Source organism: Mycobacterium sp. Soil_C_30 (assembly GCF_057656995.1).
This window is the reverse complement of sequence record NZ_JBDGJH010000014.1, coordinates 96,693-122,582: the sequence shown is the minus strand read 5'-3', so window position 1 is coordinate 122,582 and position 25,890 is coordinate 96,693. Positions and strand designations below refer to the sequence as shown.

General features: G+C 66.3%; 27 protein-coding genes. 8 read left to right on the top strand and 19 right to left on the bottom strand.

Annotated elements, in window-relative coordinates; all coding sequences use genetic code 11:
- Positions 1-25: 25 nt before the first annotated feature.
- Both fabG and AC3A6P_RS23760 read right to left on the bottom strand, forming a co-directional pair.
- Positions 26-763, bottom strand: a complete 738-nt coding sequence (gene fabG / locus AC3A6P_RS23765; RefSeq protein WP_487694320.1) for a 3-oxoacyl-ACP reductase FabG — start codon at positions 761-763, stop codon at positions 26-28.
- A 4-nt stretch (positions 764-767) separates the two neighbouring features.
- Positions 768-1,943 (bottom strand): acyl-CoA dehydrogenase family protein, encoded by a 1,176-nt coding sequence (locus AC3A6P_RS23760; protein ID WP_487694318.1) that lies wholly within the window; start codon positions 1,941-1,943, stop codon positions 768-770.
- A 205-nt stretch (positions 1,944-2,148) separates the two neighbouring features.
- Here AC3A6P_RS23760 and AC3A6P_RS23755 point away from each other — a divergent pair, with 205 nt between their 5' ends.
- Positions 2,149-2,970 carry a mycofactocin-coupled SDR family oxidoreductase gene (locus tag AC3A6P_RS23755; protein WP_487694317.1) on the top strand — a complete coding sequence of 274 codons (822 nt, stop codon included), beginning with the start codon at positions 2,149-2,151 and terminating at the stop codon, positions 2,968-2,970.
- 31 nt (positions 2,971-3,001) lie between these two features.
- On the opposite strand, the gene AC3A6P_RS23750 is transcribed toward AC3A6P_RS23755, so the two are convergent.
- The 12 genes from AC3A6P_RS23750 to AC3A6P_RS23695 all read right to left on the bottom strand — a co-directional run bounded on the left by AC3A6P_RS23750 (position 3,002) and on the right by AC3A6P_RS23695 (position 14,458).
- Entirely contained in the window at positions 3,002-3,838 is an 837-nt protein-coding gene (locus AC3A6P_RS23750; RefSeq protein WP_487694315.1) for a class I SAM-dependent methyltransferase, read from the bottom strand.
- Positions 3,839-3,847: 9 nt separating this feature from the next.
- Positions 3,848-4,780 (bottom strand): alpha/beta hydrolase, encoded by a 933-nt coding sequence (locus AC3A6P_RS23745; protein ID WP_487694313.1) that lies wholly within the window; start codon positions 4,778-4,780, stop codon positions 3,848-3,850.
- Positions 4,777-5,415: a TetR/AcrR family transcriptional regulator gene (locus AC3A6P_RS23740; protein ID WP_487694312.1), complete on the bottom strand. Its 639-nt coding sequence runs from the start codon at positions 5,413-5,415 to the stop codon at positions 4,777-4,779. The genes AC3A6P_RS23745 and AC3A6P_RS23740 overlap by 4 nt, the downstream gene beginning before the upstream one ends.
- Complete coding sequence (locus AC3A6P_RS23735) at positions 5,412-6,746, bottom strand: flavin-containing monooxygenase (protein WP_487694311.1); 1,335 nt, start codon at positions 6,744-6,746, stop codon at positions 5,412-5,414. Before AC3A6P_RS23735 ends, AC3A6P_RS23740 begins: the two co-directional genes overlap by 4 nt.
- A 76-nt stretch (positions 6,747-6,822) precedes the next feature.
- Positions 6,823-7,890, bottom strand: a complete 1,068-nt coding sequence (locus AC3A6P_RS23730) for a phosphotransferase family protein (protein WP_487694310.1) — start codon at positions 7,888-7,890, stop codon at positions 6,823-6,825.
- On the bottom strand, positions 7,887-8,723 hold the full coding sequence (locus AC3A6P_RS23725) for an SDR family NAD(P)-dependent oxidoreductase (protein WP_487694309.1): 837 nt from the start codon (positions 8,721-8,723) through the stop codon (positions 7,887-7,889). The genes AC3A6P_RS23730 and AC3A6P_RS23725 overlap by 4 nt, the downstream gene beginning before the upstream one ends.
- Positions 8,724-8,925: 202 nt before the next feature.
- Entirely contained in the window at positions 8,926-10,194 is a 1,269-nt protein-coding gene (gene purD / locus AC3A6P_RS23720; RefSeq protein WP_487694308.1) for a phosphoribosylamine--glycine ligase, read from the bottom strand.
- Positions 10,195-10,215: 21 nt separating this feature from the next.
- On the bottom strand, positions 10,216-10,827 hold the full coding sequence (locus AC3A6P_RS23715; protein ID WP_487694307.1) for a TetR/AcrR family transcriptional regulator: 612 nt from the start codon (positions 10,825-10,827) through the stop codon (positions 10,216-10,218).
- Positions 10,828-10,888: 61 nt separating this feature from the next.
- On the bottom strand, positions 10,889-11,332 hold the full coding sequence (locus AC3A6P_RS23710) for a carboxymuconolactone decarboxylase family protein (protein ID WP_487694306.1): 444 nt from the start codon (positions 11,330-11,332) through the stop codon (positions 10,889-10,891).
- Positions 11,333-11,334: 2 nt separating this feature from the next.
- Positions 11,335-12,210, bottom strand: coding sequence for an NAD(P)-dependent oxidoreductase (locus AC3A6P_RS23705; RefSeq protein WP_487694305.1), 876 nt, complete (start codon positions 12,208-12,210; stop codon positions 11,335-11,337).
- Complete coding sequence (locus tag AC3A6P_RS23700; protein WP_487694304.1) at positions 12,207-12,968, bottom strand: SDR family oxidoreductase; 762 nt, start codon at positions 12,966-12,968, stop codon at positions 12,207-12,209. The genes AC3A6P_RS23705 and AC3A6P_RS23700 overlap by 4 nt, the downstream gene beginning before the upstream one ends.
- 20 nt (positions 12,969-12,988) lie before the next feature.
- On the bottom strand, positions 12,989-14,458 hold the full coding sequence (locus AC3A6P_RS23695) for an aldehyde dehydrogenase (protein WP_487694302.1): 1,470 nt from the start codon (positions 14,456-14,458) through the stop codon (positions 12,989-12,991).
- A 188-nt stretch (positions 14,459-14,646) separates the two neighbouring features.
- On the opposite strand from AC3A6P_RS23695, the gene AC3A6P_RS23690 reads away from it, so the two are divergent.
- From AC3A6P_RS23690 to AC3A6P_RS23660, 7 genes are all read left to right on the top strand, one after another.
- Positions 14,647-15,240 (top strand): TetR/AcrR family transcriptional regulator, encoded by a 594-nt coding sequence (locus tag AC3A6P_RS23690; protein WP_487694301.1) that lies wholly within the window; start codon positions 14,647-14,649, stop codon positions 15,238-15,240.
- Positions 15,237-16,460: a cytochrome P450 gene (locus AC3A6P_RS23685; RefSeq protein ID WP_487694300.1), complete on the top strand. Its 1,224-nt coding sequence runs from the start codon at positions 15,237-15,239 to the stop codon at positions 16,458-16,460. Before AC3A6P_RS23690 ends, AC3A6P_RS23685 begins: the two co-directional genes overlap by 4 nt.
- A gap of 3 nt (positions 16,461-16,463) precedes the next feature.
- A complete protein-coding gene (locus tag AC3A6P_RS23680) occupies positions 16,464-17,291 on the top strand; it encodes an SDR family oxidoreductase (RefSeq protein WP_487694299.1) in 828 nt (275 codons plus the stop codon).
- Complete coding sequence (locus AC3A6P_RS23675; protein WP_487694298.1) at positions 17,288-18,649, top strand: cytochrome P450; 1,362 nt, start codon at positions 17,288-17,290, stop codon at positions 18,647-18,649. Before AC3A6P_RS23680 ends, AC3A6P_RS23675 begins: the two co-directional genes overlap by 4 nt.
- A 5-nt stretch (positions 18,650-18,654) precedes the next feature.
- Complete coding sequence (locus AC3A6P_RS23670; protein WP_487694297.1) at positions 18,655-18,861, top strand: ferredoxin; 207 nt, start codon at positions 18,655-18,657, stop codon at positions 18,859-18,861.
- A gap of 2 nt (positions 18,862-18,863) precedes the next feature.
- The gene (locus AC3A6P_RS23665; protein WP_487694296.1) at positions 18,864-19,403 is read left to right on the top strand and encodes a nuclear transport factor 2 family protein; all 540 of its coding nucleotides are present in this window, start codon (positions 18,864-18,866) and stop codon (positions 19,401-19,403) included.
- A 108-nt stretch (positions 19,404-19,511) separates the two neighbouring features.
- Positions 19,512-20,639: an NDMA-dependent alcohol dehydrogenase gene (locus AC3A6P_RS23660; RefSeq protein ID WP_487694295.1), complete on the top strand. Its 1,128-nt coding sequence runs from the start codon at positions 19,512-19,514 to the stop codon at positions 20,637-20,639.
- Here the strand turns inward: AC3A6P_RS23660 and AC3A6P_RS23655 are convergent.
- Genes AC3A6P_RS23655 through AC3A6P_RS23635 form a run of 5 tightly spaced genes read right to left on the bottom strand, consistent with a single transcriptional unit; the run spans position 20,618 to position 25,888 of the window.
- Positions 20,618-20,908 carry a hypothetical protein gene (locus tag AC3A6P_RS23655; protein ID WP_487694294.1) on the bottom strand — a complete coding sequence of 97 codons (291 nt, stop codon included), beginning with the start codon at positions 20,906-20,908 and terminating at the stop codon, positions 20,618-20,620. The two genes, AC3A6P_RS23660 and AC3A6P_RS23655, sit on opposite strands and share 22 nt — an antisense overlap.
- Positions 20,905-22,125, bottom strand: a complete 1,221-nt coding sequence (otnK, locus tag AC3A6P_RS23650; protein WP_487694293.1) for a 3-oxo-tetronate kinase — start codon at positions 22,123-22,125, stop codon at positions 20,905-20,907. The genes AC3A6P_RS23655 and otnK overlap by 4 nt, the downstream gene beginning before the upstream one ends.
- A 23-nt stretch (positions 22,126-22,148) precedes the next feature.
- Positions 22,149-23,945, bottom strand: a complete 1,797-nt coding sequence (locus tag AC3A6P_RS23645; protein WP_487694292.1) for a dipeptide ABC transporter ATP-binding protein — start codon at positions 23,943-23,945, stop codon at positions 22,149-22,151.
- Positions 23,942-24,862, bottom strand: coding sequence for an ABC transporter permease (locus AC3A6P_RS23640; protein ID WP_487694291.1), 921 nt, complete (start codon positions 24,860-24,862; stop codon positions 23,942-23,944). The genes AC3A6P_RS23645 and AC3A6P_RS23640 overlap by 4 nt, the downstream gene beginning before the upstream one ends.
- 3 nt (positions 24,863-24,865) lie before the next feature.
- Positions 24,866-25,888, bottom strand: a complete 1,023-nt coding sequence (locus AC3A6P_RS23635) for an ABC transporter permease (RefSeq protein WP_487694289.1) — start codon at positions 25,886-25,888, stop codon at positions 24,866-24,868.
- Between the last annotated feature and the right edge of the window lie 2 nt (positions 25,889-25,890).

The following is a 25,890-nucleotide window of genomic DNA, read 5'->3' as shown; positions in this document are numbered from 1 at the left end:
CTGGCGCTCCTTCCGCTCACTCGCCTCACAGGTGCCGCCCGCCGGTGACCTCCAGCACGGTGCCCGTCATATAGGACGACAGGTCCGACGCCAGGAACAGCGCGACGTTGGCGACCTCACCGGGTTCACCGGCTCGCCCCATGGGCACCTCCGCGACCTTGGAGTCCCAAATCCGTTGCGGCATGGCCTCGGTCATGGCGGACCGGATCAGGCCCGGCTGAATCGCGTTGACCCTCACGCCCAGGTGGGCGAGTTCCTTCGAGGCCGCCTTCGTCATCCCGACGATGCCGGCTTTGGCTGCCGAATAATTCGTCTGACCCACCATGCCGACCTTTCCCGAGATCGAGGACATGTTGACGATCGCCCCAGTTTTGTTCTCCCGCATGATCGCCGCAGCATGCCGGATCCCGTTCCAGGTTCCTTTCAGATGCACCGAGATCACCTGGTCGAACTGGTCCTCGGTCATCTTGCGGATGGTCGCATCGCGGGTGATGCCGGCGTTGTTGACCATGATGTCCAGGCTCCCGAATGTGCTCACCGCGGCACCGACCAACGTCGCCACCTCCTCGCCGCTGGTGACGTCGCAGCGCACCGCCGCGGCCACATCGTCCCCGAGGCGTGCGGCCGCAGCCTGGGTGGCCACCAGATCGAGATCCCCGAGCACCACCCGCGCGCCTTCGGCGACAAACCGCTCGGCGATCGCATACCCGAGCCCCTGGGCACCACCGGTGATCACCGCGGTACGTCCGGACAACAACGCCATCAACTCACCCCATCTTCTTCTTGGCGGCTTTGACCAAGCCGCCGCCGATGATCAACCGCTGGATCTCGCTGGTGCCCTCGTACAGTCTGAGCAGGCGGACCTCGCGATAGATCCGCTCCACCGGCACTCCACGCATGTAGCCGGTCCCACCGTGGATCTGCACTCCCAGATCGGCGACCTGGCCGGCCATTTCGGTGCAGAACAGTTTGGCCGCCGACGGCGCGATGCGGCGGTCCTCCTCGGTCACCCACTGGCGGGCCGCCTCACGCACCAGCGCTCGACCGGCCAGCACGCCGGTCTGCTGATCGGCGATCATGGCCTGCACCAGCTGGAAGTCACCGATCGGGGTGCCGCCTTGGGTGGCCGTCGCCGCGTAGGCCACCGATTCGTCGAGCACCCGCTGCGCGGCCCCCACCGCCAGCGCGGCGATGTGAACCCGTCCGCGCGCCAGTGAGGTCATGGCAGCGCGGTAGCCGTGGTCCTCACTGCCACCGACCAGCGCCGTCTCCGGCACCCGCACATCGGCGAGGCGGACATCGGAGGTCCAGGCACCCTCCTGGCCCATCTTGGCATCCTTGACACCCACCTCGACTCCCGCTGCGTCCGCGGGAACCAGGAAGACCGCGATTCCGGCGCCGGCGGCGTCCGCAGGCCGGGTGCGGGCGAACACCACAAAAAGATCGGCCGTCGGGGCGTTGGTGATGAAGCGCTTCTCCCCCGAGATCACCCAGTGGGCGCCGTCACGGACCGCTTTGGTGCGCAGACCCGACGGATTGGAACCCGCGCCGGCTTCGGTCAACGCGAAGGAGGCCACCACCTCACCACTGGCGATCCCCTCCAGCCAGGTGGTCTTCTGCTCCTCGGTGCCGAACCCGACCAGCACCTGACCGGCGATCCCGTTGTTGGTGCCGAACATCGAGCGCAGCGCCAGCGACGTGTAGCCGAATTCCATTGCCAGCTCGACATCCTGCATGAGGTTGAGCCCCAGCCCGCCCCACTGTTGCGGAATCGCGTAGCCGAACAACCCCATCTTCTTGGCCTGCTCGCGCAGGTCATCGGGCACCCGGTCGTCAGCCAGGATCTCCGCTTCGCGAGGCACCACGGCGGTCCGGATGAAGTGCCGGGTTTGCGCCAGGATCTCGCGGAAGTCATCATCACCGACTTCGGTCGTAACAGTCATCCTCGGCATGCTCCTCGCGTCTGGGACCGGCCATCGGCATACTTTACAAATACCCGCCACAATGTCACGCTACGTCGGAGTGGCACAACCCCGGTTCGACAGGTGTCAGGCCGCATGGGCCGAGCCTAGCCGCCCCCGCTGGCCACAATCGGTTAGCCTGGCTAAGTTAGTCGTGAACCCAGGGTCAACCCAGTGAGAGGACTTGATGAGCGGAAAACTCACCGACAGAGTGGCTTTCATCACCGGAGCCGCACGCGGCCAAGGCCGGGCGCACGCCGTGCGACTGGCACAGGAGGGGGCCGACATCGTCGCCGTCGATCTGGCCGGGCCGCTGCCGCGCAGTGTCCCGTACGACTCGGCGACGCCGGAGGACCTGGCAGAGACCGTGCGACTGGTCGAGAAGACCGGCCGCCGGATCCTGGCCTCGGTGGTGGACACCCGAGATCTCGCCGGGCTGACCGCCGCCGTGGACAAGGGCGTCACCGAATTCGGCAGACTCGATGTCATCGTCGCCAATGCCGGCATCACGGTGCCCGAAGCATGGAACGAGACCAGTCCCGAGTCCTTCAAAGACGTGATGGACATCAACGTCACCGGCACCTGGAACACCGTCATGGCAGGCGCACAGAAGATCATCGACGGAGGCCGCGGCGGTTCGATCATCCTCATCAGCTCAGCGGCGGGTCTCAAGATGCAGCCATTCATGGTGCACTACACGGCGAGCAAACACGCCGTCACCGGAATGGCCCGTGCCTTCGCCGCAGAACTGGGCAAGCATTCGGTACGCGTCAACAGTCTGCACCCTGGCGCGGTCAACACCCCGATGGGCACCGGCGACATGATGGCGGCGCTCAACCGCGCCAACGAGACCAATCCCGGTCTGATGAACATGGTGACGCCGTTCCTGCCGGAGTACATCGCCCAACCAGAGGACATCTCCGATGCGGTGGCCTGGCTGGCGTCCGACGAATCCAGGATGGTCACCGCGGCACGGATCGCCGTGGATCTGGGTGCGACGGTGTTCTAGAGAGCATGCGTTCGCCGGCTGGGTCCTGGTCCTACGCCACCGCCGAAACCACCCAGACCCGGCCCACGAACTTGACCACCCCGTCGACGAGGTGGCGGCGCAGTTCAGCGCGGACGTCCTCGACCAGCGCCGCCCAGCCCGCGGCGCCGAGTCCGGGTTCCAGTTCCGCACGCGCGGCGCGGCCCGTGGAACTGGTCAGCACCACGGCCAACCGCTCCTCCACCCCGTCACTGCCGTCGATCCCGTAGTCACAGATACCGTCGAAGGGCTCGACGGTGATGTCATGCCAGCCGGCCTCGGTGAGTATCTGACGCGGCCGGCGCCGGTCGCCGAAGGCCAGGGGCCCCACCGGGTCGGACGCCGATGCCAGAGCGGGATTCTGGAGGCGGGCGGCCAGCACGCTGTTGCCCAGGGTGAACATCGGATTGTCGGCATCACGCCAGCAGACGAAGGCGAGGGTGGCACCGGCAGCGGTGGCGGCACGGATGTTGGTGAAGGCCGCCACCGGATCCTCGAAGAACATCACCCCGAACCGCGACACCACCCGGTCGAAGGGGCCCAGCGCGCGGAGGTCGGCGGTCTGAGCGTCGGCCAACAGCACCGTGGCCTCTGCGGCCCGCCGGCGCGCTGCTTCCACCATCACATCAGAGATGTCGACGCCGACGGCGGAGGCGCCGGCCGAAATGGCACGTTGCAGCAAAGTCCCTGAACCGCAACCGATATCGAGTAACCGGTCCCCCGGGCGAACTCCGGCGGCGCGGAGGATCGGTTCGGTGAAGGGGGCGAGTACGGCTTCGAAGATGCGCTCGTTCGTCACCCAACTGGTGCCACGTTCGGACCAGTTGTCCCGCATCTCCTCGTTCGCCACCGCCCCACCCTAGATGGCCGGCACCTCAGACCGTGTGGTGGCGGCCAGCACCCGCTGAAGGAACCGGACCTGATCGGTGGAGGCCTTGTCGAACCAGTCGTGGCCTGGCCACACGTCGAAGTGATCGCACGGGTAACGGTGCACCTGGCCCTGGCCGTGCACCGCCGTTCTGGCCACCGCGTCGGCGGGGACATACCTGTCGAAATCGGCGATCTGCACCAACAGTTTCCCGCGCAGAGCCTTGGCGTGCGCCTTGGTCTTGATGGTCGCGAGTTCCAAGCCCACCGCGGCGTCGACCTCGTTGCGCCAGGTGGGTCCGGACATCCCCACGTAGCTGTCGTAGGCCCCGTCGAGCGCCAGCGCTCCGGCACCGCCGGGGGTGGACACCAGCGGCATCATGACCGGCGCCCGCCCCCGCGCGACGGCGATCCGCGAACGCACGCCGTTGGCGGTGGCGCGCAAAGCACTCCACACGCTGTACTGGGCCAGAATCGCACGGGCTGTTGCCAGGGAGTTGGTCAGCGGCGTCATCGCTATCACCGCCGCGACATCACCACGGCCGGCGCCGGCGCGGATGACGTGGCCGCCGGACAACGACGACCCCCACAGCACGATCCGGTCCGGATCCACACCGTCGAGCTTCTTGGCCGCAGCCATCGCGGCCTGGTAGTCTCGCACCTGGCCCTCGATCGAGATCTGCTGTCGCGGGTCACCTTCCGAAGAACCGAAACCCCGGTAGTCGAAGGCCAGAACGTCCAGGCCCGCGGCGCTGAAGTTCTCGGCGAACGGTTGCAGCCCGGAGTCCTTGGTACCACCGAAACCGTGGCCCATGACCACCACCGGTCTGCCCCGCGCACCCGACAGCGCGTCACAGGCACCCACGAAATGCCATCCGGTGCAGCGTGTTCCTTCAGAGGGGAAGTCGATATCGGTGTATGTCACGCCGTCTCCTGGGACCGCTGCGGCATCCACGCGATGCCGTAGATCGTACTGAGCCATATCGCCGCGATGCCGTCGATGAGCTGCGCCCGCGTCAACACCCCGCCAAGGGTGAGCCGCTCGAGCATCCGGCCGTTGACGTCCAGCAGAACCGACGCCAGCACCGAGGCGTCCAGACCTTCCGGTGCGCGGCCCGCCGCACGGTCAGCACGGATCATCGCCGCCACGGAGTCGACGAAGGAGGCGGTGGCGTCATCCCAGATCTCCCGGATGGTGCCACCGGAACCACGCGCTTCCAGCATCGCCTTGAAGAGGTGCCGATGCCGGGTCCACATGAGGATCAACCCATCGAGCATGGTCTGTATCCGGGCCTGCGGAGGGCCTGTCGAACCGGTGAACTCGTCACTGACGCGAAGCGTCTCGTCGACCATCTGCTCCATCAGCGCCGCCACCGCAGCGGCCTTGTTCTCGAAGTAGAAGTAGAACGCCGACCGGGTCACCCCCGCCTCACCCGCGATGTCGGCGACGTTGATGGTCTCCAGATCCGAGTCCTGCAACCAACGATCCAGTGCCTCCAGGATCGCCGCGCGCCGCACGTCACTGCGCGGTGGCGGGCGCCGGTCGGTGCGCGACCTCATGCCCGGGCCAGATGTGCGGCGGCGCGGCGCATTCCGGCCGGGATCTCACGCACCCGGATGTCGTGCTCGTAGTAGAAGTAATCAACCTGCTGGGTGTGCCGCGGCCGGTCCACGCAGTGCCCGGCATGCACCTGCTGGTCGGCATCGATCACCCGCTCCATTTCGTCCACCGGGGGCAGCGCGTACTTCCCCGCCGCATAGGCCGCCAGCAGCCGGGCCTGACATTCGACAAAGGGGAACAGGGTGGGGATGGCCTGCGCGAAGCCGATGAACACCAGATTGTCGAGACCCGGTTTGAACATCCGCTTGTACAGCCGGATCTGATTGTCGGGTGCGCTCAGGAACTCCGGGTCGAAGAACGGGAAGGTGATGTTGTAGCCGGTGGCGTAGATGATGACGTCGAACTCGGCGCTGGACCCGTCCTCGAAATGCACGGTGGCGCCGTCCAGTCGGGAGACATTGGGTTTGGGGGTGACATCGCCGGAACCGAGCCGCAACGGCAGTTCCACCGACTGGGTGGGGTGGGCCTCGAACAGCTTGTGGTTGGCCGGCGGCAATCCGTAGGAGGTCGGATCGGTACCCAGTAGCGGCGCCAGCATCTGGATCGCCTTGCGCTGCCAGGACAACGGCAGGTACGGCGTGGTGCGGAACAGCTTGTCGCCGGGCTGGCCGGCGATGTACTTGGGCACGATCCAGGCACTCGACCGCGTGGACAGTGTCACCTGGTTCTGCAACGACTTCGAGGACAGTTCGACGGTGATGTCCGCCGCGCTGTTGCCGATACCGACGACGAGGATGCGCTTGCCGGTCAAGGCGAGCGGTGTCTGCGGATCGATGTAGTGATGGGAATGGATGACCTCGCCGGTGAAAGTGCCGGGAAAATCCGGCATTCGAGCGTCCCAGTGGTGTCCGTTTCCGACGACGAGAAGATCGAAGTGACGGGTGGCACCGGCCTGGTCCTGGATTTCCCAGCCACCGGCGGTGGGCCTGGCGTGCACCACCCCGTTGTTGAACTCGATGTGGTCGAGGAGCCCGAAGGCGTCGGCGTAGTCGTCGAGATAGGCCTTGATGTCGGAGTGGTGCGGAAAGGCCGGATAGCTCTGCGGCATCGGAAAGTCCTTGAAGGACAGACGATGCCGTGAGGTATCGATGTGCAGCGAGCGGTAGGCGCTACTGCGGCCGTTCGGGTTGCCGAAGGCCCAGTTGCCGCCGATGCGATCCGACATCTCGAAGGTGGTGTACGGAATGCCGTAGTCCTTGAGCATCTTGCCTGCCGTCAGGCCGCTGATGCCGGCACCGATGATCGCGGTGGTGGGTGCAGACTGGACCATCGTTGGCCTCCTGTCCTCGATGCATGGACAGTAACGCCGCATTTGACATAGGTCAATGAATTCTGACGCGCGTCAGTCAGCCGCGGGCCCGCACCAGTTCGGCGGTTCCGAGCTCGCGTACCGCCTGGCAACCGCGGCGCACCATGGTGGCCACCATATCGTCGCCGCGCTCGGTGCCGACGGCGAAGGCGAAGCCCAGCGCGGAGATCAGCGGAGCCTGCAGCATTCCGTACCGGTAGTCATGCCAACATGTTTCGAGGTCGTAGCCGGTGACTCCGTAGCTCAGCAGGGCCTGGTGATACTCGGCGACCAATGTGCGGTCCAGATCGGCGCGCAGTCGCGGCTCGAGGCTGGTTGCGGCGAAGTACGCGAGGTCGCGGGCGGGCAATCCCACCCCCAGGGTCTGCCAGTCGACCACCCACATCCGCGTCCCGTCCGGATGGAACAGCACGTTGTCGAGTCGGTAGTCGCCGTGGATCAGGCTGAAGCGCCCGAGGTCGGCGAGCCAGGGGGTGACCAGGCCCATGACATCGACGAATGTCGCGCGGTCGTCGCCAGCCAGCTTGGCTCCCAGTTTCTCGACGGTGATGTCGGCGCTCATCACCGCGACCTCACCCATCCCCTTCTTGGACGCGTCGTCGAGCATCGACATCGCCAGGCCGGGGAACGTCAGCCACTCCTGCTGATTCCACGTGGGTCCGTGCAAACCGGCGATCGCGCGTACCGCCAACCGTGCCTGCGCCTCGGAGCAGCCGAGAATCTGATCGCCCTGGACAGCCGGCGCCGCGTCGGTCAGCAGCAAGGCGTAATCGGCTGCGTCGTCGGTGATCTCGCAGTGAAAACAGGACGGCACCGGGACCTGCACCCGGTGCGCCACCGACTCGTAGAACGCGCACTCACTGCGGTAACCCAGGACTACACGGTCACGGACGGTGTCGTCGGCGGCCGGCAGCTTGATCACGAACGTCGCCGGCAGCGCGCCTGGATCACCGGCGTAGGTGACCGACACCCGGTAGGTGGCACCGGTCTGACCCGTTCCGACCGCCACCACGTCGGCTCCGGTCACCTCGGCTCGCAGCACCTCGGACAGCCATGCCGGGGTGACGTCGTCGGGATAACGGGGAATGGACACCGGGACCGTCATGGCCGGACCCCTTCCGAGAACTCCCGTTGCGACCGGCGCTGCTGGGCCATGAGCCTGATGGACATGCGTTGCATCAACCCGGGAGCCAAGCGGGCCAGCAGCCAACCGGCATACGCCGTGCGAGGTACCACCAGCAGGGCACGATTGCGGTCGATCGCGCGCAGGGTGTCATGGGCCAGCCGGTCCGGGTCGTAGAACTCCTTGCTGCGCTGACCCATTCGGTAGAACTCACGCCCGTTGATGCCGGTGATCAATCCCTTCTCCAGGATCGGCGTCTCGACCGCGGTCGGGCACAGGGCCAGCACCCCGATGTTGTGGGCGGCAGCTTCGCTGCGCAACGCCAGCGACAGCCCGACGACGGCGTGTTTGGTCATCACGTAGCTGGTGATCTGGCCGGCGGCGGCCAGTCCGGCCATCGACGCGGTGTTGATGATGTGACCGGAGCCCTGCTGCACCATCTGTGGGTACGCGGCTGCCACCCCGTGCACCACACCGCGGATGTTGACGTCGATGATCGAATTCCAGTGCTCCAGCGTGAGCAACTCGGTGTCGGCGGCCCAGGTGATGCCGGCGTTGTTGAACATCAGGTCCAGGCGCCCGGCGCGCAGCACCACGTCGTCGACGGCGGCCTGCACCGAGTCGGCGTTGGTGACGTCGACCCGGATCGAGCGCGCCCGCGGCCCGAGCCCCGCCGCAGTGCGCTCGGCCGCATCGCCGTCGACATCGGTGCACAACACGTGAGCACCTACCTCGATCAGCGCGCGGCACAGTGCGGCGCCGATTCCCGAGCCCGCACCGGTGACGATGGCGTGTTTGCCGACAAGAGATCTCACGCCTGCGCCGTCCGCGCGGCGTGGCCGAGCACGGTGCCGACCCGGACCAGCGGTGTGGGACAACAGTCGACCACGGCGTCGCGGTCAGCGTCGGTTTCGGACAACTCGGCTCCTGGCGCGTGCGGGGGCATTACAGCTGACGCGTCAACTGTAAGTCATACCGCACGGACTCCGGCAGCGTTTCGCACAAGCCCGCCCGGCCTCAGAGCTGGATGCGGCCTTCCAGTGCCGCCAGCCCGATGTCGGTGCGGAAATGGCTGCCCGGCAACCGAATCGCCCCCGTGAGTGCATAGGCGGCGTCGCGCGCGGCGGCCAGGTCGGACCCGGTTCCCACCACCGACAGCACCCGTCCACCGGAGGAGACGACGGCCCCGTCGTCGCGGCGGGCGGTGCCCGCATGCAGGACGCCGGCGGCCTCCGCACCGGTGATGACATCACCCAGCCGCGGACGGCCGGGATAGTTCTCCGCGGCGATCACCACGGTGACCGCCGAACCGTCCTGCCAGCGCAGCGGGCCGAAGTCACTCAATGTCCCGGTGGAGGCGGCGTAGAGCAGCTGGCCCAGCGGTGACTCCAGCAGCGCGAGCACCGCTTGGGTCTCCGGGTCGCCGAAGCGGCAGTTGAACTCCACCACAGCAGGACCGCCCGACGTGATGGCCAGCCCCGCGTACAGCAGTCCGGTGAACGCACTGCCGCGGCGGACCAGTTCCGCCGCAACAGGTTTGACAATCTCGTCGACGATCTGGGCGGTCACCTCGTCGGGCAGCCACGGCAACGGTGCATATGCGCCCATCCCACCCGTGTTGGGCCCGGAATCATCGTCGCCCACCCGTTTGAAGTCCTGAGCCGGCAGCAGCGGCACCACCGTTTCACCGTCCACCACACAGAACAGCGACACTTCTGGACCGTCGAGGAACGACTCGAGCAGCACGGGGTGACCGCCGTCGAGCAGGCCGGCCGCATGGGCGCGCGCGACGTCGCGGTCCGGAGTCACCACCACACCTTTGCCGGCGGCCAGCCCGTCATCCTTGACCACCCACGCCTGTTGGCCGGCCGCCGGACCGAATCGGTCGAGCGCGGCATCGAGGTGGCCGGGGTTGTCGACGACCTCGCTGACAGCGGTGCGCACTCCGGCCGCCGCCATGACATCCTTGGCGAACGCCTTCGAGCCCTCGATGCGCGCCGCGTCCTTGGACGGGCCGAAGGCCGCGATACCGGCGGCACGCAGCGCATCGGCCACGCCGAGGACAAGCGGCACCTCTGGCCCGATGACCACCAGGTCGGCGCCGAACCTGCGGGCCAGCGCCACCACTTCGTCGCTGGAGCTGATGTCGACGTCGTGCTGTTCGGCCGCTGCGGCGGTGCCGGCGTTACCCGGGGCGATTGCCACCGCGTCAACCTGGGGATCCCTGCCCAACGCCAGCAGCAGAGCATGTTCACGAGCACCGGAGCCGATTACGAGGACGCGCACGAGGGTCAAGCCTAAACCGTGTCAGGACGCGCGCCGAGCAACCTCATGAGCGGCAGCGAAGGCAGCGACCGCGGCGCCGGCCCACACCCAGGGCCGAGCGGTGGCGCCGCACAGGGTGGGCGCGACCAGGAACGCGAACACCAGTTCCCGGTCGACCTCCCCGAGATCGGCTCTGGCCTGCGGACAGTCCAGGACGTCGTACAGCGGCGCCAGGCACCATTCCCGCAGGTGATCGGACAGCGCGCGCCGCTCGTCGGCGTCCGCGTCATCAGGTACCAACACCTCATCGAGGCGCGCGGCGGACCCCCGGTCGAGCGCTAGCCAGCACAGGCCTTCCACCAGATGCGGCGACTCGGTGACTGCGCGGGCCTGCTCGGCGAGTACCGCGCTGAGCCGCTCCCGCCACGGTCCCGGCGGCGGTGGCGGCGGCGTGGGCGGGATGGTTTCGTTGAACGCGGCGGCGACCAGTTCCCCGCAACCCGGAAACTGCCGGTACAGCGTGGCCCGAGATACCTGGGCGGCGGTGGTCACCGCGTCGACGGTGATGGCCGCCGCGCCCCCGGTGTCCAACAACTCGACGGCGGTGTCGATCAGCAGCTCACGCGACCACACCGGCCGTGCGTCCGCCACCACGATGCCACCCCTTTGCCTCGCCGCCTACTGAAAGTTATACAGTAGCGACGTCAGTTGACGGTCACTCCTCGCCGAGGTTCTTGCCGGTATGCATCCGCACCGCGTCGTTGACATTGGACTTCTTGTCCGCGCCTTGGCCCTTCTCCGCGGCTTTCCTGCGCTTGGCCGCGACCCGGCCGACCACGCCGTTGAGGCCGGACCCCAGGGGGAACCCGACGTAGTGGGTCAGGAAGACCGCCATCTCCTTCAGCTCGGCCTCGGTGAGCTCTTCGTTCTCCAGGGCCGCGTTGACTTGTACCTCGGTCAGATCCTGCAGCCCCAGCGCGGTCACCACCGACAGGGTCATCAGGCGCTTGTCGCGCATCGACAGGCCCGGCCGGGTCCAGATGCTGCCGAAGAGATGCTCGACGGTGAGGTCGAAGTACTCGTCACCCTCGATGTTGGGCATCTCCCAGGCGTAGACCTCGTTCATCTTCTGCAGGCCTTTGCGGCGCAGCTCGTCCATCGTCATTTCCCTCGGTCATCTTCTTCGCCGTGCGGCACACCGAGCCCGGTGGCCAGATTCTGCAGCGCGATCTTCGCCAGGGGCAGGTCCACCCCGGTCGCCTCACCCAAGCCGAGCGCCAACCGCAGGTCCTTTTCCCCCAGGCCGCGGGTGTGGACGAACATGTCGTACAGGAAGTGGTCGGGGGTCAGCGGTTTGGTGTCATCCCGGGCCATGATCGCGCCGGGCCCACCGCTCTGCGCATCACTGTGGCGCACCACCCGGCCCAGCTTCTGCAAATCGATACCTGCCGCCTCGGCGAGCTGCTGCGCCTCACATGCAGCGGCAAAACCGATGAACGTCAGCATGTTCCGGGCCAGCTTCATCCGGGTTCCCGCGCCCGGTTCGCCGGCGCGAACCACCAGGGAAGCCCACTTCTTGAACACCGGCTTGACCAAGGCGTAGGCGTCCTCGTCGGCGCCGACCATGACAGCCAGTTCACCCTTGTCAGCTGCCGCCGCACCACCGCTGACCGGCGCATCGACGATGTGAACGCCCCTGGGCCGCAGCTGCTCGGCCAACTCACCGGCGGTGCCGGGCTCGATCGTGGAATGGATGGCGATGACGGTGCCGGGTTCGGCATGCTCGGCCAGCTCGCCGACGACACTGCGCACCTGCGCGTCGGTGAGCACGGTCACGCTGATGACGTCAGCCCGGGCGACGTCGGCGACGGTGTCCGCCGGCGTCGCTCCCAGCTCGGTCAGCGGGCTCATCGCCTCCGCCCGAACGTCGAAAACGACAAGGCCGCCCGGCCAATCGACGAGCCTCTTGGCCATCGGTGCGCCCTGGTTGCCCAGACCGATGTATCCCAGCTTCAGCTCGCTCACCGGTGCACTCATCGAATGATCTGTCCGCCGTCGACGTTGAAGATCTGGCCGGTGATCCATTTGGCTTGGTCGGACAGCAGGAACAACAGCATGCCCACCAGATCCTCCGGCTCACCCATACGCGAGAGGGGGATGCCCTTCACGATGTCGGCGACCATCTCCTGCGGGGTTGTGGTCCGGTTGGCCTCGGTGTCGATGGGCCCCGGCGCAATCGCGTTGACCCGGATGTTCTGGCCGCCGAGTTCGGTGGCCAGCTGCTGGGTCAGGCCGTTGATACCGACCTTGGCCAGGCCATAGAAGTTCGAGTAAAGCCAGGCCGCCGTGGAGGATTGGTTGACGATGGCGCCGCCACCGCGTTTGGCCATCTTGCGGTACACCGCCCTGGTGCACACCAGTGCGCCGTCGAGGTTCACGCTCATGAACTTCTTGTAGTAGTCCCAATCCACGGTGATCAGGAAATCCAGCTTCATACCGCCGAAGATGGCGGCATTGTTCACCAGGTAATCGATGCCGCCGAACTCCGAAAGAGTCTGCGCGGCCATCTCCTTCGCCGATTCGGGATCCGAGACATCGACCCGGACGGCCAGCGCCGTGCCGCCTTCACCCCTGATACCGTCGGCAACCTTCTGCGCGCCGTCGGTGTTGATATCGGCGACCACCACCGCCGCACCTTCCCGGGCGAGTGCTTCCGCGTAGGCCTGTCCGATACCGCCACCGGCACCGGTGACGATGGCCACCTTCTCCTTGAACTGATCGCCGTAAAGACCCATGCACAGGCCCTCCATTTCTCCTAGTTGACAGCCGTGGCAATGAGTTTCGTCTCGAGGTACTCCTCGAACCCGGCCACACCCATCTCGCGGCCGACCCCGGACTGCTTGTACCCGCCGAAGGGTGCGTCCGCTGAGTACCAGACGCCGCCGTTGACGTTGACGGTGCCCACCCGCAGCCGCGACGCCACCGCCTGCGCGCGGTCGTCATCACCGCTGTACACCGTGGCGGACAGTCCGTAGGGCGAGTCGTTGGCGATCCGCACCGCGTCGTCGTCGCCGTCGTGGGCGATGACGACGAGGACCGGCCCGAAGATCTCCTCCCGCGCCACCCGGGCGTCGTTGGTCAGCCCGGAGATCACCGTCGGCTCGATGAAGAAGCCGGTCTCACGGTCAGCGGGGCGTCCTCCACCGCAGGCGAATCGGCCACCCTCGGTGATCGCCAGATCCAGATATCCCTGGATGCGATCGCGCTGCCGCGCCGAGATCACCGGGCCACACACCGTGCGTTTGTGGGTGGGATCCCCCGGCTTGATGCCCCCCATGGTGGCGGCCGCCGCAGCGACGGCGTCGTCGTACTTCGCCCGGGGCACCACCAGACGGGTGGTGATGGCGCAGCCCTGACCGGCGTGCATGGCGGCGGTGAACGCCGCGATGGAAGCGGCCACACCCAGGTCCGCGTCGTCGAGGACGAGGAACGCCGACTTGCCGCCGAGTTCGAGGAACACCTTCTTGATGGTGGCAGCGCCGTCTGTCATCACAGCGCGTCCCGTCGCGGTCGACCCGGTGAACGAAACCATGTCCACACGAGGGTCTTTCGACAACAGCGCACCGACAGCGTGATCGCTGGACGTGACGATGTTCAGCACGCCCGGCGGGATGTCGGTGTGCTCGGCGGCGATCTGACCGACCGCGGCCGCGCACCACGGCGTGTCCGGCGCGGGTTTGAGCACCACCGTGTTCCCGGCCGCCAGCGCGGGGCCCAGCTTGGCGAAATTGATCTGGTGTGGGAAGTTCCACGGAGTGATGGCCCCGACCACTCCGACCGCCTCGCGAGCAACCGTGCGTCTGGTCGGAATGCCCTGTGGCGCGGCGTCATCGAGCTGCTGCCGCCACTGATAGCTCGCGGCGGTGTCCGCCGAGAACGCCAGATCGTCGATCGGGCCCTCGAGTTGCGCACCCGAGGTCAGCATCAGCGGCGCACCGACCTCGGCGATCGTCAACTCCCGCAGTTCTTCGATGTGGTCCTGGAGCGCATCCCGCAACTGACGAAGACAGCGCACCCGGAACTCGGTGTTGACCGACCAGTCGGTGTCGTCGAAAGCCCGCCGGGCAGCCTCGATGGCGCGGCCCATGTCTTCGATGTCGGCGTCCGCGGCCACCCCGAGCGTCTCTTCGGTGGCGGGGTTGACAGTGGGGAACGTGCCCGCACTGCCGGCCACCAACTTGCCGTCGATCAACAGATCGCTGGTACCACCAGCCAGTAATCCCATCGGTGACTCCTCCTGAGCAAGCTGCGTCGGCATCCTGGACACGTGTCTGATCGGTGTTGGTCCGAACATAGCCGCCGGGCAACTCCGATAGCAAGAGCCTCGACGACACAGCTACGCAAAGATGCCTTGAACTGCGAATTCATTACACCGTCTTGCCGTAGGTACGCGTCCTCGGTTACGTTGGACATGTGTCCAGCGATGCCGTGGTGGCGGTCACAAACGAACTCGGCTCGGTTTCGCGGAACCGGCGCCAGGAGGAGACCTTCCGCAAGGTGTTGACCGCGGGCGTCGAGATGTTGCGCGAGTCGTCCTACGCCGACCTGACGGTGCGTGCCGTCGCCAAACGCGCGCAGGTCGCCCCCGCCACCGCCTACACGTACTTCTCGTCGAAGAACCACCTGATCGGTGAGGTGTACCTGGACCTGATCAAGCAGGTGCCCTACTTCACCGATGTCAACTCCCCGGTGCTGACCCGGGTCGACAACGTGCTGCGCGCACTGGCCCTGGTGGTTGCCGATGAACCGGAGGTCGCCGCGGCCTGCACCACCGCACTGATGTCGGGCAATGACCCCGCGGTCACGGCGGTGCGCGACCGCATCGGGGGCGAGATCCACCGCAGGGTCACCTCGGCCATCGGCCCCGAGGCCGACCCTCGCGCGGTGTCAGCGCTCGAGATGGCGTTCTTCGGCGCTCTCGTCCAAGCCGGAACCGGGGCCGTCACCTACCACCAGATCGTCAACCGGCTGACCTACGTCGTCGGCCTAGTCCTGGGAGATCAATGACCGTTTCAGCCGAGAACGAACGTACGCATCCCTTTCTGGATCCGTACGACTACGACTTCCACGAAGACCCATACCCGTACTACCGCCGGTTACGTGACCATGCGCCGCTGTACCGCAACGAAGAGCTGGGCTTCTGGGCGCTGTCGCGGCATGCTGACGTGCTGCAGGGCTTCCGCAACAGCACCACGCTGTCCAACAAGTTCGGGGTGTCGCTTGACCCGGCGTCGCGCGGGCCGCACGCATCCAAGACCATGTCGTTCCTGGCGATGGACGATCCCTCACACCTGCGGCTACGGACCCTGGTGTCGAAAGGCTTCACGCCCAGGCGGATTCGCGAGCTGGAGCCGCGCGTCACCGAGATCGCCGTTGCACACCTGGATGTCATGGTGGAGAAAGCGTCCGGCGGCGAGACCGTGGATTACGTCGACGAGTTCGCCGGCAAGCTGCCCATGGACGTGATCTCCGAACTGATGGGTGTCCCGGAACCCGACCGCGACACGGTGCGCGCGTGGGCCGACGGTGTGATGCACCGCGAGGAGGGGGTCACCGATGTTCCTCCGGAAGCCATCGAGGCGTCGCTGAACCTGATCGTCTACTACCAGGAGATGGTCGCGCAGAGGCGCAAGAACCCCACCGACGACCTGACCTCAGCGCTGCTGGACGCCGAGATCGACGGTGACCGCCTCACCGATGACGAAGTGCTGGGTTTCATGTTCCTGATGGTGATCGCCGGCAACGAGACCACCACCAAACTCCTTGCCAACGCCGCGTTCTGGGGGCATCGAAACCCCGATCAGCTCACCCCCGTGTACGAGGACCCCTCACGGATCCCGCTGTGGGTCGAAGAGACGTTGCGCTACGACACCTCCAGCCAGATCCTGGCTCGCACGGTCCAAGGCGACCTCTCGCTGTATGACACCACCATTCCCGACGGCGACGTGGTCCTGTTGCTGCCGGGTTCCGCGCATCGCGACGAGCGGGTGTTCGACAACCCCGACGATTTTGTGATCGGCCGAGAAATCGGATCGAAGCTGATGAGTTTCGGCAGCGGCGCCCATTTCTGTCTGGGTGCGCACCTGGCGCGGATGGAAGCCCGCGTCGCGCTGACCGAACTGTTCACACGTATTCGCGGTTTCGACGTGGACGAGGACAACGCGGTCCGGGTGCACTCGAGCAATGTCCGCGGGTTCGCCACCCTTCCGATGAGCCTGGAGATCTGACACATGCCCCGTTTCGCACCACTGCCCGAACGCAGGCCCGCCATCGTCGCGGGAGCCTCGTCCGGCATCGGCGAGGCCACCGCGATCGAGCTCGCCCGCCACGGCTTTCCCGTGGCCCTCGGCGCCCGCCGGGTGGAGAAGTTGAATGACCTGGTGGGCAAGATCAACGCAGACGGCGGTGAGGCCGTCGGGTTCCACCTCGACGTCACCGACCCCAATTCGATCAAATCCTTTGTTGCACAGGCTAACAGTGCACTCGGCGATATCGAGGTCCTGGTCGCCGGTGCCGGTGACACCTACTTCGGCAAGCTCGCCGAGATCGCCGGTGACGAGTTCGACTCCCAGCTCCAAATCCACTTGGTCGGCGCTTTCCGCCTCGCCTCCGCGGTACTGCCCGGCATGCTCGAGCGCCAGCGCGGTGACCTGATCTTCGTCGGCTCCGACGTCTCGCTGCGTCAGCGTCCCCACATGGGTGCCTACGGCGCCGCCAAGGCGGCGCTGGTGGCCATGGTGAACAACTTCCAGATGGAGTTGGAGGGCACCGGCGTTCGCGCTTCGATAGTCCACCCGGGCCCCACCAAGACCTCGATGGGATGGAGTCTGCCCGCCGAGAAGATCGGCCCCGCCCTGGAGGATTGGGCCAAATGGGGCCAGGCCCGACACGACTATTTCCTACGCGCATCCGACCTGGCGCGCGCCATCACCTTCGTCGCAGAAACGCCGCGCGGCGGCTTCATCGCCAACATGGAACTGCAGCCCGAAGCCCCGCTGGCCACCACGACCGACAGACAGAAGCTTGCTTTGGGCGAGGAAGGGATGCCTGCGCAATGACGACAACCACCGAAGTACCCAGAGTGTCCGGGGGCGAAGAGGAAGAACACGGACATCTCGAGGAGTTCCGCACCGACCCCATCGGACTGATGAAACGCATCCGCGAGGAATGCGGCGATGTCGGCTGGTTCCAGCTGGCCGGCAAGCAGGTGGTCATGCTCTCCGGCGCGGAGGCCAACGAGTTCTTCTTCCGTTCCAGCGACAGCGATCTCAACCAGGCCGAGGCCTATCCGTTCATGACCCCCATCTTCGGCGAAGGCGTGGTGTTCGACGCCGATCCCGAACGGCGTGCGGAGATGCTGCACAACTCCGCGCTGCGCGGCGAGCAGATGAAGGGCCACGCCGCCACCATCGAGAACGAAGTCAAGCGGATGATCGCCGACTGGGGTGACAGCGGGGAGATCGATCTGCTGGAGTTCTTCGCCGAGTTGACCATCTACACCTCGACGGCCTGCCTGATCGGGGTCAAGTTCCGCGACCAGCTCGACTCACGGTTCGCCAACTACTACCACCTGCTCGAACGCGGCACCGATCCACTCTGTTACGTCGACCCGTACCTGCCGATCGAGAGCTTCCGGATTCGCGACGAGGCGCGCGCCGGTCTGGTCGAACTCGTGCAGGACGTGATGAACGGCCGTATCGCCAACCCACCGGCGGACAAGCGGGATCGCGACATGCTCGACGTGCTGGTCTCGATCAAGGACGAGGAAGGCAATCCGCGCTTCTCCGCCAACGAGATCACCGGCATGTTCATCTCGCTGATGTTCGCCGGCCACCACACCAGCTCGGGCACGTCGAGCTGGACCCTGATCGAACTGTTGCGCCACCCCGACTACTACGCTCAGGTGCAACAGGAACTCGACGAGCTCTACTCCGACGGTCAGGAGGTGAGTTTCCATGCGCTGCGCCAGATCCCGAAAATCGACAACGCTCTCAAGGAGACGCTGCGCCTGCACCCGCCGCTGATCATCCTGATGCGGGTGGCCCAGGACGAGTTCGAGGTGGCCGGGCGCCCCATCCACAAGGGCCAGATGGTGGCCGCGTCCCCGGCCATCTCCAACCGCATTCCCGAGGACTTCCCCAATCCGGACGCGTTCGACCCGGACCGCTACGAGAAGCCGCGCCAGGAAGATCTGCTCAACCGCTGGACCTGGATCCCGTTCGGCGCCGGCAAGCATCGCTGCGTGGGAGCCGCCTTCGCCCAGATGCAGATCAAGGCGATCTTCTCGGTTCTGTTGCGTGAGTACGAGTTCGAGATGTCCCAACCACCGGAGAGCTACCGCAACGACCACTCCAAGATGGTGGTGCAGTTGGCTCGGCCGGCGAAGGTCCGCTACCGCAGGCGAGTCAAGGACTGAGCCTGATGGGTTGCTATCGCGTGGAAGTCGACGAGGACCTGTGCCAGGGCCACGCCATGTGCGAGCTGGAGGCCCCCGACGTCTTCACCGTGCCCAAGCGCGGCATTGTCGAGATCACCGACCACGAACCTCCCGACGAGATCCGCGAGGATGTCGAGCGGGCCGTTGAAATGTGTCCCACCCAAGCACTTCTCATCACAGACAAGGATTGACAATGGCGTCACACAAAGAGCTGCAGGACTGGACCGACCGCTGGTTGCAGGCCAACCGGGACGCCGAGAAAGCCGGTGACTGGAAACCCTTGGCCGACTTCTACACCGAAGACGCCACCTACGGCTGGAACATCGGCCCCAAGGAAGACGTCATGTGCATCGGCCGCGACGAGATCCGCGACGTGGCACTGGGTCTGGAGATGGAAGGGCTGGAGAACTGGGTCTACGAGTACCAGAAGGTGCTCATCGACGAGCATCAGAACGAGATCGTCGGGTTCTGGAAGCAGATCGCCAACAAGAGCGACGGGTCCAAGGACGAGATCTACGGCATCGGGGGCAGCTGGTTCCGGCTGAACGACGATCTGTTGATCGAGTGGCAGCGGGACTTCTTCGACTTCGGCCACGTGCAGAAGGCGTTCCTGAAGCTCATCGAGTCGGGCGATCTGACGCCCACCATGCAGAAGCGCATCGAGCGCAGTCTGGCCGGGGAGAAGCTGCCCGGTTACTACCCGCTGGGTACCGCACCTGTCCCGATCTGGTGAGGTCCGGGTGTAGCGCTTGACACCCGTCGAGATCAGGTGAGACCTTCGTCACTACAGTAGTTGAAGCCGAGACGAGATCAGTTCTCCACAGAAAGCGAAAACGCGATCATGAAGACAAAAGGCGCCCTCATCTGGGAGTTCAATCAACCGTGGTCGATCGAAGAGATCGAGATCGGCGATCCCGTCAAGGACGAGGTCAAGATCCAGATGGAAGCGTCGGGCATGTGCCACTCCGACCACCACCTGGTGACCGGTGGCATCCCGATGGGCGGTTTCCCGGTGCTCGGCGGGCACGAAGGTGCGGGCATCGTCACCGAGGTCGGTCCGGGGGTCGAGGGTATCGAACCCGGCGACCACGTAGTCCTGTCGTTCATCCCGTCCTGCGGTGTCTGTCCGTCGTGTCAGTCCGGCCTGCGCAACCTGTGCGATCTGGGCGCCGGCCTGCTCGGGGGCACGGCCGTTTCCGACGGCACCCATCGCATCCAGGCCAATGGCCAGAACGTCTTCCCCATGACGCTGCTGGGCACCTTCAGCCCCTACATGGTGGTGCACAAGAGCTCGGTGGTGAAGATCGACAAGTCGATCCCGTTCGAGGTGGCCTGCCTGGTGGGCTGCGGCGTCACCACGGGCTACGGCTCCGCCACCCGCAGTGCCGACGTCGCCCCCGGCGATGACGTGGCCATCATCGGTATCGGCGGTGTGGGCATGGGCGCCCTGCAGGGCGCGCTCAACGCGGGCGCGCGCTACATCTTCGCCGTCGACCCGGTGGAGTGGAAACGCGATCAAGCGCTCAAATTCGGTGCGACACATGTCTACCCGGACCTGGACTCCGCAATGGCAGGCATTGCCGAGGTCACCTGGGGACTGATGGCCAAGAAGGTCATCGTCACCGTGGGCGAGCTCGACGGCAAGGACGTCGACAACTACCTCAACCTGACGTCCAAGGGCGGCACCTGTGTCATGACTGCCATCGGCAGCCTGCTCGACACCCAGGTGACCCTGAACCTGGCGATGCTGACCCTGCTGCAGAAGAACCTGCAGGGCACCATCTTCGGCGGCGGGAACCCGCACCACGACATCCCGCAGTTGCTGTCGATGTACAAGGCCGGCCGGCTCAATCTCGACGATATGGTCACCCGGCAGTACAAGCTGGAGCAGATCAACGACGGCTACCGGGACATGCTGGAAGGCCGCAACATTCGTGGCGTCATCCGCTACACCGACGCCGACCGCTGATCACTGACGCCGGGCAACCGTCCCCGTTTGGGGGATGGTTGCGAAGCCGGCGGCCAGCACCGACGGGGCCATCCTTCGATGAACAGCGCCTCCACGACCACCACATCCGGCTCGTAAGACGTCACGGTGAAACAGGTGTGGGTGATGTCCCGACCTGTTTTCAGCGCGGCCAAAGCGCTACCGTAGCGACCCCGGCCGAGGTCGATGGATGGGTGTCGCGCAGTGTCGCCGACATACAGGTTGCCGAGAGCGGTATTGGCGGAACTCACGAGCCGGCCACCACCAGCGCGTCTCGGAAGAACGACGGACCGCCGAAGTTCCCGGATTTGAAAGCGACTGCCAGCGGCCGGTCCTCGGCGACGATCCACGGAACGCCAACGCTGATGTCGGGGCCTATCCGCGCCGACCGCAGCGCGAGCGCCTCAGACACCGCCCCCGAGGTCTCGCCACCGGCGACGATGAGCCGTCGGACGCCGTGTTGTGCAAGCCTCAGCCCGATACGCCCCATCGCCATTTCGATCCGCCGGGAGACCTCCGCGGAAGCCTCGACCGCATCGTGGTCGGTGGCGATCAACAGTGCGCCTGCGGCGAGGTGCTGGTCGGCGAAGTCGAGAGAGCGCCGCACAGCGACGTCTCCGTCAACGAGATCGCCGACCTCGAGGGTCAGCGTCGGCCCGTCGAACGTCCGCACCTGCTGGCGCGTCGCGCGCGAGAGGCTTCCGGCCAGGATCGCTGCCGGACCGGGCGGCGGCATCGGCCGCTGCAGTCGGACACGAGCGGAGTGGCCTGCGCGGGCAAGCGCTGCCGCCGCGAAAGCTGCCCCGTACGCCGCGCCTCCGGCTGCGAGCCGGTCGCCCGCCGTGGCGGCGGCGATGGTGTCGAGATGTGGGTCCCGGATGGCGTCCGCGATCACGTGGTGGGCGCCGTCGACGCGGCGGGCGATTTCCGCCAGGCAGACAGTCAGCGCATCTGCACCCGCATCGACCACGTCCAGCTTCACGAGCTCCACGGCGCGCGATGTCTGCTCGGCGAGCACGCGCAGCAGTTGCGGATCACGCATCGGATTGAGTGGGTGGTCACGCATCGGGGACTCGTTGAGCAGTTGGTCCCAGACGAACAGGTAGCCGAGATAGACGGTCCGCCCGTTCGCGGGGTATGCCGGGCAGTGCACTACTCGATGAGCCGCCGTGGTATCGATCAGGGCGTCGGCGATCGGCCCGATGTTTCCGTCCGGGGTTGAGTCAAATGTGCTGCAGTATTTGAAGAAAAGCTGCTCGGCGCCCACGGCGCACAGTGCCGCGGCGGCCTCGTTCACGGCCGCCCGCGCCGCAGGCACAGGCGCGCTGCGGATCTTGTCTGCGACGACGATCGCATCCCCGCCGTCCGATGCGACCGCTGCGCCGCCGAAAGCAAGCCGGGTGTCGAGCCCGCGCGCCGACAGTGCACTGGCCAGGTCTGTGGCACCGGTGATGTCGTCAGCGATCAAGCCGATCGGCCGGACCCCTGCTCTCACTTGGCCACCACGGCGTCGGCGAAACGCGGCAGATCGGCCAGAAGCTGCTGTGTGTAGGCATGGTCGGGACGTGTCATCACCTGATCGACCGGACCGGCCTCCACCACGCGGCCCTGCTCCAGCACCATGATCTCCTGCGCGACGCTGCGGACCACGGCGACGTTGTGCGAGATGAACAGCATCGTCAGACCACGATCGAGCTGCAATTCGCGCAGCTGCTCGATGAGCAATGCCTGCACGGAAACATCAAGCGCCGAGGTGATCTCGTCGCAGACCAGCAGTTCGGGATCTACGATCAACGCACGGGCGACGGCGACGCGTTGCCGCTCGCCCCCGGAGAGCTGCTCGGGCATGCGGCCGGCCAGATCCGCTCCGAGCGCGACCTGTTCCAGTACCTCGCCGACCTTGCGGCGACGGTCGGGCCGCGACAGCCGCTCGAAGAACCTCAACGGCTCCTCCACGTTCTCGCCCACCGACAACCGGGGGTTCAGCGACGCGTAAGGGTTCTGGAAGATGTATTGAATCCGGCGGCGGTCCTCCGGACGCCTGCGGTGCACCTGCGGGTCCAGCGGCTGGCCGCCGAACATCACCTGGCCCTGCCATGCGCCGTGCAGGCCCACCAGGCAACGCGCCAATGTCGTCTTACCCGAACCGGATTCGCCGACCACGCCAAGGCAGCTCCCCGCAGGCACGGTGAAACGTACATCGTGCAACGTGGGCGTGGAGCCGTACCAGGCCGACAAACCACCGACCTCCAGGGTGCGCTTGCCCGCACCGGCCGGGCCTGCGACAGGCGCTGCCGGATTCGGCGTCGACCCATTCGGCTCGACCGGGTGATAACAGCGGACGACGTGCCCCGGTGCGACGGGACCCAGCATCGGCTGCACCTCGCGACACTTCGCCGTCGAGAGCAGGCACCGGTCCTCGAACGCGCACCCCGTCGGCCAGTGTCCCGGTCGTGGCGGCCTGCCCTCGATGCCCACGAGGACGCCGGCCCGCTCCGGCGTGGGTGCCGCCTGCAACAACCGCGTGGTGTACGGGTGACGGGCAGCACCGCCGAACACAGCCGTTGCGGACGCATGTTCGACGAGGCGGCCCGCATACATCACGGCGACGTCATCGGCGATCTCGGCCACCACGGGCAGGTCGTGACTGACGTACACAGCACTCACGTCGTGCACCGCGGTGAGCCGGCGGATCGTCTCCAGGATGTGGCGCTGGGTGGTGACGTCCAGTCCGGTGGTCGGCTCGTCCAGCACGACGAGCCGCGGCCGGCATGCGAAGGCCATCGCGATCGCGATACGCTGTGCCTGGCCACCCGACACCTGATGCGGATAGCTCTGCAGCAGTTGGGAAGTGGCGGGCAGGCGCACGTCTTCCAGAAGCGCAGTGACGCGTTCGTCCAGTGGCTCGGTGGCGTCGCCCTCGTCGTGGATGCGCAATGCCTCCCTCAGCTGGTAGCCGAGCGTCAATGCGGGATTCAGTCCGTTGGCCGGGTCCTGCGGTACATAGGCGACGAGCTTGCCGCGAGCTCTGCGCAGGGCAGCGCCGGTCAGCTCCAGCACACTGGTACCCGCGATGTCGACGCTGCCTCCCGCGATCGTCAACCCGCGCCGTACGTAACCCAGCAGCGACAGGGCCACCGTGCTCTTTCCCGAGCCGGACTCACCCACCAGGCCCATCACCTTCGCTGCGCCGACCGAGAACGTGACGTCCTCGACCACGGGTGTTCTCGACCTGCCGAGTACGACCTCGAGGCCCTCGACACGCAGCCGGGGTTCTTCTGCGGTCACTTCGACTCCTCGCTCGTGATACTCGTGGCCGCATTGAGCATCGCGTCCTCTCCCCGGGTCTCGCCGAGGTTGGCCCGCGCGATCGCGTCGGCAAAAGTGTTGGTCCCTACCGCGAGCAGCGCCAACAAGGCTGCAGGAGCGAGCACCCCGAATGCATTGGTGGCCAGCCCGATTCGATTCTCGTTGATCATCACTCCCCAGTCAGGTGCCGGCGGTGGCGAACCGAATCCGAGGAAACTCAGGCCGGCGATCAGGACGATGGAGTAGCTGAGCCGCAACCCGAGTTCCACCATCAGCGGAGTCGTGAGGTTGGGCAGGACATGCCTGCGCAGCACCGACGGTGTCGGCACACCCCACACCGCCACCGCCTTCACGAAGTCCTTTTCGCAGACCGACTGCGCCGCGCTGTGGACGACACGTGCGGTCTGCGGCGCCTGGGACAACCCGACGGCCAGGATCAGGAGCCACCACTGTGGGCCGATGAGGCTGAGCAACAGCAGCGCGAAGACGAGTTGCGGGATTGCCAGCGCCACATCGACGCCACGCATGAGCAGACTCTCGGTGAGGCCCCGGCGATACGCAGCGAGAACGCCGATGATCGCGCCCGAGCCGACGGCGATCGCGGTTGCGGCGAAAGCCAGGAGCATCAGATACCAGCCGCCATGCAGGACACGCTCTGCGACGCTGCGCCCGAGAACGTCGGTTCCGAGCAGGCCGGCGCTTCCTCCCGATGCCGAAAAGGGCGGTGCTGCGAACTCGGTCGGCGACCCGCCGGTGAGCGGACCGAGGAAGGCGACGGCCAGTACGAGAAGCGCGAGGCTGGCGCCGATCCAGCCGCGCCGGGTACGCAGTGCTGCGCCCAGCACACGGACGACGGCGCCGGAACTCCTGCGCATGAGGACAGTTGTTGTGGACATGGTTCACCTGGGTGCGCGTCGGCGCGGGGTCGAGAGGAGTACGAGAACATCCGTGAGGATGTTCAGCGTGACGTAGAGGATTGCCAGAAGAACGACGATGAACTGCAGTACCGGGATGTCGCGGTTCTGTACCGCGCTGGCCAGCGCGAGCCCGATGCCCGGGTACTGGAAAACGGTCTCCACCAGAACAATTCCTCCGGCCAGATACAGCAGGTTCAGTCCGAAGACCTGGATGGCGGGTGCGATCGCATTGGGTAGCGCGTGCCGGAACAGCAGCCGACCCGTGCCGGCTCCCTTGAGTTGGGCAACCTCGGCGTAGTCACTGGTGAGTGCCTCGATCATCGCCGCCCGCACCATGCGGAACATGTACGGCACCGTGACGATCACCAATGTCAGAGCCGGTAGGACGAGTTTTGCCGGCTGGTCCCAGATGCGGTCCTCGGGCGGAATGATCGACACGGCGGGAAACCAGCTGAAGATGCCCAGCGAGAACGCGAAGATCACGAAGACGCCGACGACGAACTCGGGCAGCGCGCTGACCACCAGCGCGAGCGCGGACGCCGAGTCGTCGAACTTGCCGTCGCGGCGGTGCGCCGCGACAACGCCTCCGACGACGCCCACCAACGTCGACACCAGGGCGACGACGATCACCAGCACTGCCGAATTCTGCAGGCGCGGGAGCACGAGTTCGGTCACAGGTCCGCGGGTGGCCAGCGAATCACCATACTGGCCGGTGACAAAGTCAGCGAACCACGAGAACAGTCCGGGCAGCAGCGACTGATCCAGCCCGAGCTCGGCCCGCATCGACGCCAGCGCCTCCGGTGTCGCGTACTGCCCAAGCACGGCCGCCGCCGCGTCACCGGGAAGCAGTCGCGTGGCGACATAGGTGAGGACACCGACGAGGACCACCGACAGCAGCGCCAATGGGATTCGCCAAACCAGCAGGTCGCGCACGGGGTGCGCCGCGCGGACACCTGAAGGCCCGGGTGTAGCAGCCGCGATGAGTGTTGCCTGGTCACCGGTCATGG